The sequence below is a fragment of the Streptosporangium sp. 'caverna' genome (genome assembly GCF_003203775.1).
In the GTDB taxonomy this organism is placed as follows: Bacteria; Actinomycetota; Actinomycetes; order Streptosporangiales; family Streptosporangiaceae; genus Streptosporangium; species Streptosporangium subroseum.
On record NZ_CP029711.1, the window covers coordinates 1,123,175 to 1,136,094 of the forward strand.

The window sequence follows — 12,920 nt, forward strand, 5'->3', positions numbered from 1 at the left end:
ATGACTTCCGTGCATATGACGCCGGTGCCGCGCGGCACCGTGGTTGCCTATCGGGACGACGGGGTGCTGTCCCGGGCGATGGGCACGCTGGTGGCGGGGCAGCTCGCGCCGCTGCCGCCCGCGCTCGTCGGGATCTTCGTGACCGGGGTGCTGCTGCTGGTCGGCGTGGCCGGCACCGACGGCCTGGCGGTGTTCGCCCCCGCCGTGGCGCTGCTGCTCGCCGGTCCCGGCAGCTCCCACCCGCACGACGGCCGGCTCGACTGGCTGGTCCCGCCGATCCTGCGCCTCACCGAGTACGGGTTCGTGGCCTCGGTGGGCTTCGCGCACGACGTGCCGCCGGGATTGATCTTCCTGTTACTCGGCGCGATGGCCTTCCACCACTACGACATCGTCTACCGGGTGAGGCAGCGCGTTTATCCGCCGCCCTGGCTGTCCACATTCGGTTTCGGCTGGGACGGCCGGATGCTGCTGGTCGCGCTGGGCGGCCTCGCCGGGCAGGTCACATTGATGTTCGCCCTGCTCTCGCTCTATCTGTGGTGCCTCTTCGCCTGGGAGAGCGTCACCTGCTGGCTGGCCGCTCCGCGCTTCGGGGTGGACGCGGCGGATCTGGGAGCACACGATTAAGAACATCCGGCAAACCCCCGATTACACGATCAGGGCCTAAAGGCAACTAACCTTTGGGGCCAGGAGTGCCCGTTGGGGGCTCACTTGGATGAGGAGTGCACGTTGCTGGGAATGGTGCTGGCCGCCGGGGCCGGACGACGCCTGCGGCCGTACACCGACACGCTGCCCAAGGCACTCGTGCCGGTCGACGGCGACACCACGATCATGGACATCTCACTGCGGAACCTCGCAGCGGCGGATCTTCGCGACGTCGTGGTCATCGTCGGCTACCAGGCGCAGGCCGTACACGAGCGTAAGGCCGAGTTGGAGCGGCGACACGGCGTGAAGCTCACCCTTGTGCACAACGACAAGGCCGAGGAGTGGAACAACGCCTACTCCCTCTGGTGCGCGCGTGACTACTTCGACCAGGGCGTGCTCCTGGTCAACGGCGACACCGTGCACCCCGTCTCGGTGGAGGAGACGCTGCTCTCCGCCCCGGTGACGAGCGACATCCTGCTCGCGGTGGACGACGTCAAGAAGCTCGCCGAGGAGGAGATGAAGGTAACCCTCGACGGGGATCGCCACCTCAAGCTGATCACCAAGCTGATGGACCCGGCCGACGCGGCCGGCGAGTACATCGGCGCCACGCTGATCCGCTCCGGCGTCGGCGAGCGCCTCGCCGACGCCCTCCAGGCCACTTTCGAGCGCGACCCGCAGCTCTACTACGAGGACGGCTACCAGGAGCTGGTCGCCCGCGGCGAGAAGATCGCCGTTGCCCCGATCGGCGATGTCCCGTGGGTCGAGGTCGACAACCACGACGACCTCGCGAAGGCGCGGGAGATCGCGTGCCGATACTAGCCAGGATGCTGCCGGCCCCCCTGACCGTCGAGGTAAGGCGGGGCGCGATCGCCCAGCTCGGCTCGCTGCTCGCCGACAGCCGGGTGGCGACCTCCGGGCGCGTGGCGGTGGCCGTGGGCACGGGCCAGGGAGACCGGATCGCCTCGGTGATCGCTCCCTCGCTCGGCGAGGCCAAGGTCTTCCGGGTGCCCGACGGTTCGGTGGACGCGGCGGTCTCGCTGGGTGCCGACCTGCGTAAGGGCGCCTACGAGGCGGTCGTCGGCATCGGCGGCGGCAAGACCATCGACGCGACCAAATACGCCGCGTCGCTCGCCGGGATCCCGATGGTGGCGGTGGCCACCAACCTGTCGCACGACGGGATCTGCTCGCCGGTGGCGTCGCTGACGCACGAGAGCGGCAAGGGCACTTTCGGTGTGCCCATGCCGCTGGCCATCATGGTGGATCTCGATTTCGTCCACGACGCGCCGCCGTCACTGGTCCGTTCCGGGGTCGGCGACGTGGTGAGCAACCTGTCGGCGATCGAGGACTGGCAGCTCGGCAACACCGAGCGCGGAGAGCCGATCGACGGCCTGGCCTGCGCGATGGCCCGCACCGCGGCGGAGGCCTTGATCGGGAGACTCGACTCGATCGAGTCCGACGCCTTTCTCACCGTGCTGGCCGAGGCGCTCATCCTTTCGGGGATGTCGATGGTGATCGCCGGGTCGTCCCGTCCTTCGAGTGGCGGAGACCATGAGATCCTGCATGCCGTGGATCAGCTTTTTCCCGGCACCTCCAATCACGGCGAGCTCGCCGGGATCGGAGCGGCCTTCTGTTTTTTCCTCCGCGAGGACTCTCGGAGGCTCGCCCAGGTCGTTGACTGCTTACGCGGACACGAGCTACCGGTCACCCCCCACGACGTGGGGCTGACCACTGACCAGTTCACCGAGGCGGTTATGCTCGCGCCCTCCACCCGTCCCGGCAGGTACACCATCCTTGAGCACCTGCGCCTGTCCGAGCCGGAGATTCGCGATCGGGTAGGGGATTATGTCCGGGCCATCGGTCGCTGAGCTCCGTGCGGTGGCCCAGCCGCACTCCACCATGGATCGCAACAGCGGCGAACACTGGGCCGGCGCGCTCTACATGCGCAAGCTGTCGATCTACGTCACCTGGGTTCTCGCCAAGACGCCGATCACGCCCAACCAGACCACCTGGCTGATGATCCTGTGCGGGCTGCTGGCCGGCGTGGTCCTCGCGCTGCCCGGTCTCTGGGCCGCGGTCGGCGCGGCGGTGTTGATCCAGATCTACCTGCTGCTCGACTGCTCCGACGGCGAGCTGGCGCGCTGGACCAACCGGACCTCCATCACCGGTGTCTACCTCGACCGGGTCGGACACTACTTCGCCGAGGCCGCCCTGCTCATCGGGCTGGGCTTCCGGGCGTCGGAGATCCTGCCCGACTGGTACACCGTGATCGGCGTCGCCGCCGCGCTCGGCGCGATCCTGATCAAGGCGGAGACCGACCTGGTCGACGTGGCCCGCGCCCGGGCGGGGCTGGTCGCCGCGACCGAGACGTCGGCCGAGCAGTTCCAGTCGCGCGGTCTGGGCCTGGCCCGCAAGGCCGCCGCGGCGCTGAAGTTCCACCGGGTCGTCCAGGCGGTGGAGCTGTCCGTCCTCGTCGTGATCGCCGCGCTCTGGGACGCCTTCAGCGGGGGCATGGCCGCGACGCGGGTGCTCGTGGTGGCCTGCCTGGTGATCGCCGCGCTGCAGATGATCCTGCACCTGATCAGCATCCTGATGTCCAGGCGGCTTTCATGAGGAACCGGATCGCGTGCCGGAACGTCGTAAGTGCTAACACCTTGCTGTTTGGTGGGTGTTTGTTGGCGATTCCGATACGCTTGTCCTCCGGTATAGCAGTAGGTGCTAGCTCCATCAGAACTGTCCGCCCCAGCAGACTCGGTGATCATGAAAGTATGCTCCGCACGTGCTCTCGACGCGTCAGGTCGATGACCCGTTGAAGATCTCGTGCGTCATCCTCACCATGGGTAACCGAGTCCCGGAGCTGGATCGGGCCGTCGAGTCCGCGCTGAACCAGGTCGACGGCGACGTCGAGGTGGTCATCGTCGGCAACGGCGCGGACGTCCCGGAGCTGTCGGTCAGCGTGCCCTCGGGCTCGTCGGCCTCGATCAAGACCGTGCGGCTGGACCACAACGCGGGCATCCCCGCCGGCCGTAACCGTGGCGTCGAGGAGTGCTCGGGCGACGTGGTGCTCTTCCTCGACGACGACGGCTGGTACGGCGAGACGAACCTGGTCTCCCACCTGCGTGAGCGCTTCTCCACCGAGCACGATCTCGCGGTCGTCTCGTTCCGGGTGAGGGACCCCGACGGCGGCATCGGCCAGCGCCGTCACGTCCCTCGCCTGCGTGCGGGCGACCCCGAGCGGTCCTCCCCGGTCACCACCTTCCTGGGCGGCGCCTGCGCCATCCGCCGTTCGGCCTTCCTCCAGGTCGGCGGGCTCCCCGAGCGTTTCTTCTACGCTCACGAGGAGACCGACCTGGCCTGGAGGCTGCTCGGCGAGGGCTACCGCATCGAATACGACGCCCAGACGGTCATGTACCACCCGCAGGTTCCCCCGACCCGCCACACCGACTTCTACCGCCTCAACGCGCGTAACCGCGTCTGGCTGGCCCGCCGTAATCTCCCCTGGCCCCTGGCCGGGCTCTACCTCCTCAACTGGGTCGCCCTCACCCTGCTTCGCGAGCGCTCGGGTCCCGCCCTGCGCGCCTGGTTCAAGGGTTTCACCGAAGGCCTGCGCGAGCCCGCGGGAGAGCGTCGTCCGATGGGCTGGAACACCGCCTGGCGCATGCTCCGCCTCGGCCGCCCGCCGATCGTCTGATCCCGTACGGACCGTACGGTCTGGCCGGTCGGAAGTGATCTCGTACGGTCCCGCAGGACCGGAGACGGGAACCCGAGTGGCCGGTTGGTTTCTGCCTCGGGGTTGTCGCTAGAGTTCGGTTTTCTGGCCCTTTGGGAGCGATGGCACCCGGGGCCGGAGTCCGAACGGCTGTTCATCGGCGTCGCCCGGCGCCCCGAAAGGTTCCGACGTGGACGTCTACACCCTCGGCGAGGCCTTCGGCGTCGTCACCAGCGGCCGGGTCCGTCACGAGCACGAGGCCAGGCTGGACGTGGCCGGGGCCGAGTTCACCGTCGCGGTCGGGCTGGCCCGGCTGGGGCACGAGGTGGGGTGGCTGGGCAAGGTCGGCGGTGACGACCTCGGCGCGCGGATCCTCACGGTGCTGCGCGGCGAGGGCGTGGACATCTCGGACGCGCGGGTGGACGAGGGGTCGCCCACCGGGATCCTCCTGAAGGAGTCGAGGCTGGGCCAGACGGCCAGGGTCACCTACTACCGCACCGGGGCCCGGCTCGCGCAGGGGAACGTTCCCGTGGACCGGATCGCGGCCTCCCGCATCTTGCACGTCAGCGGGATCACCGCCGCCCTGAACGCGCGCGACGCCATGCACGCCGCGGTCCGGGCCGCGCGGACCGCCAGGGTCCTCGTCTCGGTGGCGGTCGACTACCGGGACCAGCTCTGGCCCGATCTCCGGGAGGCCGAGGAGATCCTCAGCGTGCTGGCCTGCTCGGCCGACGTGTTGTTCGTCCGGCAGAGCGAGCTGGACCTGGTCAAGCCGGCGCTCAACGGCGACCGGGAGGTCATCGTGATGCGCGGCGCCCGAGGGGCGAGCGTCCGGGTGGACGGTGTCCGCCACGACGCCGCCAGCCCGTCCACACCCGTGGTCGACCCCAACGGCTCCGGGGACGCCTTCGTCGCGGGCTATCTCAGCGCGCTGCTGGAGCACCTGCACCCGGCCGACAGGCTGCGCAGGGGCGGCCTGCTGGCGGCCTTCGCGGCCTCCGGTCCCAGCGACTGGCAGGGTCTGCCCATGAGGGCCGAACTACCGCTGCTGGAGCTCGAAGCCTAGGGCTCCCTGAGAGTCAGCTGCCGCTGGAGCTCGAAGCACAGGGGCTCTCCGAGAGTCGAGCTGCCGCCGCTGGAGCTCGAAGCCCAGGGCTGTGAGGGCCGAGGCGCCACCGTTGGACCTTGAGGTCCAAGGCTCCCGGCTAGGGCTCCTTCGCCTCGCCGAGGGTCATGGAGAGATGGGAGACCGTGCTGGTCATCAGGGCGCGCTTGGGCAGGCCGAGCTCGCTCAGCTCCTTGGCGACGGAGTGGTTGCCCAGGCGGATCAGCGCGCCTCCGGGGCGCATGCGAACCCCGCGAGAGGATATCGACCAGGGAATGCGGCGGGTGACGCCGTCCTGATGGCTGTAGGCGTCGAGGACGGACGCCATGCCGTTGCCGGGCACCGGGGTGCCGGGTTTGATCAGCAGGTCCAGCACCAGCCGGCCGTCCTTGCGGACGATGCACCGTTTGTAGGGCGACGACAGGCGCAGGTTGATGTCGGCGAGCTCCTTGGGCAGGCCCCAGATCGTACGGCCCGCCTCCATGGTGAAGCCCTGGTCGACCGGGAGCCAGTGGATGAACGCTCCGGCGCCGAGCCTGTGCAGCTCCCACAGGCTCGCGCGCAGGCCCTTGCGGGGCGCCGGATCAGCACCGGGCGGCCGGATCAGGAAGGCGACGCCGAACTCGTGGTAGGTGCCCAGGTCGCCGTCGGTGTAGTCGGCGAACACCAGCGTGCACAGGGCCTTGCCGGGCAGCACCTCGGCGGTGTCCAGCCTCGAATAGGCGATCACGGCCCGTGCCGCGTCGGCCCGGACCAGGTAGGAGGCACTGCAGACCGCGGCGTCCCTGATGCGCACCGGCATGTCGATCTCGCGCCCCTGGATCAGATGGCGTGCCATGTCTCCAGTACACCAATCTCCGGTCTCCACGTCACTGGTGCGGAAGCAATCCTTCCCGGACCGAACGGACGGGAGGGGTCAGACCACCAGGGCACGGCGATGGGCGCGCGCGGGGGCGGCGCTCGCCGTCGCCCACTCCTCCAGTCGCCCGACGAACGCGCCCGAGTGGTCAGGCCAGTTGTAGTGGGACAGGGCTTCCGCGTAACCGCGGGCCCCCATCGCCGAGGCCTCTTCCGGGTCGTCCCGCAGCGCCAGTACGGCCTGCAGCGTCGCGTCCACGTCCCCGAAGGGTACGACGGTCCCGCAGCGGGCCCGGTCGATCATCGAGGCGGCCGTGGGGAGAGGCGTGGTGATCACGGGGATCCCCCGGGCCATGTATTCGATGACCTTGGTCGGCATCGACTGCCGGTAGTTGGGCACATCGTGCAGAAGAGACAGTCCGGCGATCGCCTTCTCGGCCATCCGCAGCGCGTGCTTGTTGGGCACGTAGCCGTACCAGTCGAGCAGGCCCTCCCGCTGCGCGTCCCTCAGCAGCGGCCGGATCTCCGCGTCGGCGGCGCCGATCAGGTCCAGCCTGATCCCGTGCGGGGCCAGGCGCCTGGCCAGCTCGATCAGCTCGATCGCGCCCCTGGCCTGGGAGAGGTGGCCCACGTAGACCACCCGGTTCCGGCCGGACGGCGAAGGCAGCCGAGGGGGCACGTAGGTGGTGTTGAGCACGACCGGATGGGTCTGGGCGAACCGCTCCTGGTAGGCCTCCTCGGCCAGGATCAGGTGCAGGCGGCGCTCCGCGCGGGCCTCGATCCGGCGGACCAGCGACGGCAGGATCCGGCGGAGGTACTCGGGGAGGTACGGCTTGGCCTCCAGCGCGGCGGCCGTGTCCTCGTGCACGTCCCACACCGTGGCGGGACGGCGCCTGGGGAGCCGGAACAGCAGCTCGATGTCATGGACGATCAGCAGGTCGGCACCCTCCACCCCGCGCTTGAGAGCCTTGCGGGCGGCCTTCAGCGCGCGCCGACGGCGACGGCCGACGGCACGGGGAACGTCGATCGGCCGGATCCGGGGATCGGGCGTGACGTTGCAGTCGGTGAAGGGCGCTACATAGGTGATCTCGTGTCCCGCCTCGAGGAGCGACCGGATCTGCCGATGCATGATCCGGGCGTCTTCGGGGTGATGGACAATTGTGCCGACACATACCCGCATACACCGATGCTGCGCGTCTCTTCCGTCATCACCGGATGTGTTGCGTTAATTACCGGGTAACTGAGGCTGAACTCTCCCTGGCGGCGGGCTCGTCCGGCGGCTTGGGGACGGCCTCCGCCGACGCCGACGGCCGGCGGTAGAGCCAGACCAGGCGGGGTTCGAGCAGCCACTTGAAGAGCGTGCGGGTCTCCGGCAGGCACAGGACGATGACCAGGGCCAGCGCGCTCGACGCGATCGCCATCACGCCCAGCGGGCCGTGCAGCCAGGGGAAGCTCAGCCAGTGCTGGTCCTTGGCGATGAGCACGATGACGCCGTGGAGCAGGTAGGCGTAGAGCGTGCGGGTGCCGAGGTCGGAGAACCAGGTCTCCCTCCGGGGAATCACCGCGAGCACGGCGAACGTCATGATCATCCCCGCGACCAGCATGGCGCCGCGTACGCCGAGACCCATCCACCAGGACATGTCCATGCCCTTGAAGCTGTAGCGGTAGTAAACCGGGGCGAGCTTGACGTGAGGCGCGATGAAGATCGCCACCCCCGCCGCCCCGACGAGGACGACCCCGCCCAGGATCCTGACCCAGATCGGCTTGAGCAGGTCGAAGTGTTCCGGCCTGAGAAGCAGGCCGAGCACGTAGAACGGGAGCAGGCCGAAGAAGCGGTCGATGCTGAAGTCGCCGCCGATCTCCGAGAAGCCCGCCATCATGTAGATGATCACCGCGATCAGCAGCGGCTGCCGCATCCGGGTCCAGATGGGCGTGGAGATCCGCCAGAGGACCAGGGCCAGCAGATACCAGTTCAGCCAGGCCGGGTCGATGATCGTCAGGGTCCACTTCTGACCCAGTCCGTAGCGGAGCAGCGCGTAGCCGATCTCGACGACCGCGTACGGGATCAGCAGGGTGTCGACCAGCTTGTTGATCTTGGCGTTGGAGTTCCAGAAGTTACGGCCGAGATAGCCGCTGACCAGCACGAACGCCGGCATGTGGAACATGTAGATGAATATGTATGCCGACTTCGCCGAGTGCGCGCTCAGGGTGGGCACCAGCGAGTGCCCGGTCGCGACCAGGGCGATCAGCACGAACTTCACGTTGTCGAGATACGGGTCGCGCTTCTTCTTGACCGGGGGAGCGGGGGGCTCCTCCGCCTGCTCCCGCTCCCGCTCGGCCCGCCACTCCCGCATCGCCTCGCGCTCGGGATCGGAGGACCGGTTCCAGAACGAGGGCTCGGCGTTCTGCCGGCCGCTGCTCTCCCAGTAGGAGAAGGGCCGGTCCGCCGGGGCCGGCGGCGCCTCCAGAGGAGGCAGCAGGGCCTCCCGGGGCTGCGGGAGGGGCGACCGCCGGGACGGCGGCGCCTCGGGGGAGACGCGAGGCGAAGGGGGCGCGCCCTCCGGGGCGCCTTCCTCGCGCCACGGGGACTCCCGCCGGTTCGGCCCGGTCGACTCGGGAGCCCACGCGGTTTCGTGGGTGCCCTGGGAGTCTCGCGACTCCGGGGGCTCCCGCCACGCCAGGGGCTCCAGGGGCGCGGAGGCGCGGAGCGGATCCGGGGAGCCGTAGGGGCGGCCCCGCTGGGGCTCGTGCGCCTGGTCCTGCCGTGGTCCGCGGGAGGCGTCCGGCGCGTCCGGCGGCTCCTGGTACGCGGGATAGCCCCACGCGGTGACCTCGCCGGGATCCTCTTCATCCGGCGCGTGCCCGCGCTCCTGCCGTCCGGAGGCGTACGGCAGAGCCGGCGGCTCCGGCCAGGAGGGCTGGGACGCCGGAGGCTGCCACGAGTGCTCGGGCATCGGCTGCGGGGCGGGGGTCCGGCCCTGCCCGCCGGTCGGCCTACCGGTGTCGGCGTCGGGGGCGCCGTCGTCCTGAGGGGCCGGTGTCGGGAAAGAAGGGCGGATGTCACTCACGGGGGAAACGCTCAGCCATCTGTCGGAGACCGGGAAGGAGTCGGCACGCTAGCGCGAAGGCGGCGGGGGATGGGGGCGAGTATGGGCTCGCCTCGCCGACCTGACCACCCTAAACCGATGATGAGCTCTCTGTCGCACGAGTACGCCGAGTTTCAAGGGGTTCTCGGTGAATCGTGACTGTCGGGAATCTGTCGAAGTCATGGCGCGGGTCGTCGAACTGCGAGGGCGCCGGGATCGGACGGCGAGGTTCGCCACCTGATCCCGGCGCCCTCGCCGCTCGATCGGCCGTCGTCGCCAGGGCCTACTGGCAGGGGTCGGTCTTGTTGTCGACGACCTGGTCCTTGAGAGAGTCCGGAATCTTGGTGGGGACCCGGACGCCCGGCCAGTCGGCGCCGATGACCAGCTGGAGGATCGGGCCGGTGGTGGGCGGCTTGGCGACCGGCGTGGGCGGCACGTAGGCCTCCGTGCTGATCGGCTTCACCTTGCCGGCGACCGGGGTGCGCTTCTCACCGGAGAGCCTGGCGGCCAGGGTGTCTCCGTAGGCGGCGCCCTCGGTGTCCTTCTTGGCGTACCGGAGCGTGGTGGTGGGCACGTTGCCGGCCACCGGGCGAGCGTTGCCGACGTTGGTCACCACGAAACCCTGGGCGGTCAGCTTGTCGGCCACCTCCTTGGCCCTGCCCGGCGTGTCGGTGCCGTTGAAGACCTGGACCCGGACCTGCTCGTTCTTGACGGTCGGCTTGGCGGGCCCGGCGGGGGCGGCGGTGGGGAGCACCTCGGTGTCGCTGCGGATCGCCTCGAACAGCTCGTTCGCGGCGGGCTGCCTCCAGACGACCCGGTTCTTGTCGTCGGGGTCCGCGCCCCACGGGACGGTGATGAACTTGACGCCGCTCGCGGTCAGGGCCTTGGCGCTCTGCGCGATCCGGACCAGGGTCTGGGTGTCGTCGGCCAGAGCCTTGTCCATCCGGACCGACTTCGAGGCGGCTCCGATGAAGGAGAAGAGCTTGCCGGGGTCGGTGAGCAGCGCGCTGCTGGTCGCCTTGTCCACCACCTTGCTGAGGAAGACCTGCTGGCGCTTGATCCGCTGGATGTCGCTGCCGTCGCCGTAGTCGCGCAGCCGTACGTATCCGAGGGCCTCTTCACCCTTGAGGTTGTGCCAGCCGGCGGAGAGCGTGAGCTTGGCCTTCTTGCTGTTCACCGGCTCCTTCAGGCAGATCCGGACGCCGTCGAGGGCGTCCACGATGTTCTTGAAGCCGGTGAAGTCGACCTCGACGAAGTGGTCGATGGGGATCTGGGTGAGGGACTCGAGCGTGTCGATCGTGCAGGTGATGCCGCCCTCGTTGTAGGCGGCGTTGATCATCTCGTGCCTCGCGGCGACCGGGACGCCGGTCTCGCCCTTGCACGCGGGCATGTCCACCACGGAGTCGCGGGGGAAGCTGATGAGCGTCGCCTTGTCGCGGTTCGGCGAGATGTGCATGAGGATGATCGTGTCGGTCCGCTTGCCCGCATTGATCATCTTCTGGCCGTACTGCAGGTTGTCGCCCTCGCGGGTGTCGGAGCCGACCAGCAGCACGTTGATCGCCCCGGTCTCGTTCACCGGGCGGTTCGCGCTGAGCTTGCCGCTGAGGTCGATCGTGTTGAAGCCGGAGAGGGTGTTCCGGTAGAGCGTGTAGCCGCCGAGGGTGCCGAGCACCATGACGCCGGTCACCGCGATGCTGACCCAGCCGCCCACTCCCAGCCCGCTCTTGCGGCCCCGCGGTGGCCCGCCGTTCGGAGGGAGATTCTCCGGAGGCGGTCCTCCGTCATCGCCCGCACGCCGGGAAGCCCGGCGGCCCGGTTCGGCCCCGCGGTCCTTTGCTCCGGCATGCCGGTGGTCGCTCATGCGATCCCCTCGCTTCGCGGCAACGTCCGGCGCTGTTCCAGGTCCTTCATCGCGCCCAAAGAGTAGGTCACGAGACGCGCGCCGACAGCTGCCATGACATGAATTTGCTCAAGACCGTCCCCTGACCGCCGCCATGCTGAACTGGCGGCCAGCATACTCAAATACGGACATTTCTTGGAATATTACGGAAATTAGGTTTACCTGCAACCAAGGCCGCAGCCAGGCACGCGGCCGGCACGGCGGGCAGGACGTATCGGTAGTCGAACTCCGCGACCGCGGGAGGCATCACCAGCAGCACCACCGCCGTCGTCCACGGCAGCACCCACGCCGTGGACTCCGGGCGGAACCGCCGGACGGCCGCGGCGATCGGCGGGATGAGCAGGATCACCAGCACCGCCGTTCCGGGTAGCCGAACGATGTCCTGATAGGTACGCATCCAGCCCGCGTAGGGTTCGACGATCCGGGTGGTGATCGGACCCCGCTCGTAGCGCCGGGCGGACTCGGCGCCTTCCGTGGCCGGGTAGCGGCCCGGCGGGGCCGGTGGTCTGTCCGGGAACTCGTAGTAGTCGTAGACCTCCTGGTCCGGATAGACCGGGCGGCCCCAGGTGAACGACCGGACCAGTTCCGAGGCGACCGAGCCCAGATAGTCCAGCGGCTGGCTCTGGATGGCCAGCGACGCGAACTGCCCGGCCATGGTGTCGGTCGTCCCGGTGAAGGTGATGCCGGGCAGCTTGACCAGCGGCGAGTCCTGGCTCCAGACGTACTCCTGCGCGGGAGGCCGCACGCGCGGGGGCCGGGGGTCGCAGAGCACGGCCAGGTCCGGCGGCGGCTTCATCACCGAGCAGTCGGCGAAGGTCATCGTCTTGGAGTAGAGGAAGACGCCGTTGGCGCCCACGATGCCGATCCGCTGGTAGGTCGCGTAGAACCAGGCCCCGTATCCCAGGATCGGCAGCGTCGCCGCGACCAGCATCACCCCGGCGGGCATCAGCACCCTGGCCGTGAACACCCGGCCCCGCTCCCGGTAGAGCATCCAGGCCGCGAAGAGCGCGATCATCGGCAGCCCGACGGTCCTGGTCAGGGTCGCCGCCGCGAGCAGCAGCCCGATCCCGCACGTCGTACGCCACCCGAGGGTCTGCCGCACGCCCAGGCAGACCGCCGACATGACCAGAACGGCGAACAGGGTGTCGGAGACCAGCAGATGCTCCAGCTCGATCTGGTAGGCGTCCAGCAAGGGGGGAACGGACGCTCCCACCGCGGCCCAGCCGGGGGCGCCCAGCCGCCGGGCGGTGAGGTAGACGAGCACGCCGACCATCAGCCCCAGCAGGTGCTGGACCAGCGTGACGAGGGCGAAACTGTGAAACGGTTCGAGGAGCCGCAGGAACATCGAGTATCCGGCCGGGCGGACCAGGTCGGGGCGGGGCCTCAGCGCGGTGACGATGTAGGTGTAGGAGTCGGGAAACCAGAGCGCGGGCCGGTATCCGAGCATGGTGATCACCCGCAGGGCGGCTCCGAGGCCCAGAACACCCAGGAAAAAACGGTGCCGCCGCACCCACCCCACCAATCTCCGCCCCCTTCGAATGCTGCGCGTACGCTACCGGGTTTCGCCACGCCGCCGCGCAGCCGCGTGCGTGTGCCACCGTCGCCCCGGCCTGCCACTACGCT

The 12,920-nt window shown here is 69.3% G+C and carries 11 protein-coding genes; 6 read left to right on the forward strand and 5 right to left on the reverse strand.

All coding sequences use genetic code 11. The annotated features are described in order from the left end of the window. The 6 genes from DKM19_RS05190 to DKM19_RS05215 all read left to right on the forward strand — a co-directional run bounded on the left by DKM19_RS05190 (window position 1) and on the right by DKM19_RS05215 (window position 5,414). Entirely contained in the window at window positions 1–624 is a 624-nt protein-coding gene (locus tag DKM19_RS05190; RefSeq protein ID WP_110694718.1) for a DUF5941 domain-containing protein, read from the forward strand. Between the two features lie 102 nt (window positions 625–726). Next, entirely contained in the window at window positions 727–1,461 is a 735-nt protein-coding gene (locus DKM19_RS05195) for a sugar phosphate nucleotidyltransferase (RefSeq protein ID WP_110694719.1), read from the forward strand. Window positions 1,462–1,466: 5 nt separating this feature from the next. Beyond that, the gene (locus DKM19_RS05200; RefSeq protein ID WP_204359029.1) at window positions 1,467–2,507 is read left to right on the forward strand and encodes an iron-containing alcohol dehydrogenase family protein; all 1,041 of its coding nucleotides are present in this window, start codon (window positions 1,467–1,469) and stop codon (window positions 2,505–2,507) included. Beyond that, on the forward strand, window positions 2,485–3,252 hold the full coding sequence (locus DKM19_RS05205; RefSeq protein ID WP_110694721.1) for a CDP-alcohol phosphatidyltransferase family protein: 768 nt from the start codon (window positions 2,485–2,487) through the stop codon (window positions 3,250–3,252). Before DKM19_RS05200 ends, DKM19_RS05205 begins: the two co-directional genes overlap by 23 nt. Window positions 3,253–3,448: 196 nt before the next feature. Next, the gene (locus DKM19_RS05210; protein WP_110705489.1) at window positions 3,449–4,330 is read left to right on the forward strand and encodes a glycosyltransferase family 2 protein; all 882 of its coding nucleotides are present in this window, start codon (window positions 3,449–3,451) and stop codon (window positions 4,328–4,330) included. 208 nt (window positions 4,331–4,538) lie between these two features. Next, complete coding sequence (locus tag DKM19_RS05215) at window positions 4,539–5,414, forward strand: sugar kinase (RefSeq protein WP_110694722.1); 876 nt, start codon at window positions 4,539–4,541, stop codon at window positions 5,412–5,414. 139 nt (window positions 5,415–5,553) lie between these two features. Here the strand turns inward: DKM19_RS05215 and DKM19_RS05220 are convergent, their stop codons facing one another. From DKM19_RS05220 to DKM19_RS05240, 5 genes are all read right to left on the reverse strand, one after another. Next, entirely contained in the window at window positions 5,554–6,291 is a 738-nt protein-coding gene (locus DKM19_RS05220) for an acetoacetate decarboxylase family protein (protein WP_110694723.1), read from the reverse strand. Window positions 6,292–6,369: 78 nt separating this feature from the next. After that, window positions 6,370–7,440 carry a glycosyltransferase family 4 protein gene (locus tag DKM19_RS05225; RefSeq protein WP_369988050.1) on the reverse strand — a complete coding sequence of 357 codons (1,071 nt, stop codon included), beginning with the start codon at window positions 7,438–7,440 and terminating at the stop codon, window positions 6,370–6,372. A gap of 100 nt (window positions 7,441–7,540) precedes the next feature. Next, window positions 7,541–9,379 (reverse strand): acyltransferase family protein, encoded by a 1,839-nt coding sequence (locus DKM19_RS05230; RefSeq protein WP_110694725.1) that lies wholly within the window; start codon window positions 9,377–9,379, stop codon window positions 7,541–7,543. Between the two features lie 301 nt (window positions 9,380–9,680). After that, a complete protein-coding gene (locus DKM19_RS05235; protein ID WP_110694726.1) occupies window positions 9,681–11,258 on the reverse strand; it encodes an LCP family protein in 1,578 nt (525 codons plus the stop codon). Between the two features lie 157 nt (window positions 11,259–11,415). Then, the gene (locus DKM19_RS05240; protein WP_239514091.1) at window positions 11,416–12,807 is read right to left on the reverse strand and encodes a hypothetical protein; all 1,392 of its coding nucleotides are present in this window, start codon (window positions 12,805–12,807) and stop codon (window positions 11,416–11,418) included. Window positions 12,808–12,920: the final 113 nt, after the last annotated feature.

Excerpts from the sequence above, each read along its gene's own strand:
- DKM19_RS05190 (WP_110694718.1), top strand. The coding sequence starts at position 1 with ATGACTTCCGTGCATATGACGCCGGTGCCGCGCGGCACCGTGGTTGCC.
- DKM19_RS05200 (WP_204359029.1), top strand. The coding sequence starts at position 1,467 with ATGCTGCCGGCCCCCCTGACCGTCGAGGTAAGGCGGGGCGCGATCGCC.
- DKM19_RS05205 (WP_110694721.1), top strand. The coding sequence starts at position 2,485 with ATGTCCGGGCCATCGGTCGCTGAGCTCCGTGCGGTGGCCCAGCCGCAC.
- DKM19_RS05220 (WP_110694723.1), bottom strand. The coding sequence starts at position 6,291 with ATGGCACGCCATCTGATCCAGGGGCGCGAGATCGACATGCCGGTGCGC.
- DKM19_RS05225 (WP_369988050.1), bottom strand. The coding sequence starts at position 7,440 with ATGCATCGGCAGATCCGGTCGCTCCTCGAGGCGGGACACGAGATCACC.
- DKM19_RS05235 (WP_110694726.1), bottom strand. The coding sequence starts at position 11,258 with ATGAGCGACCACCGGCATGCCGGAGCAAAGGACCGCGGGGCCGAACCG.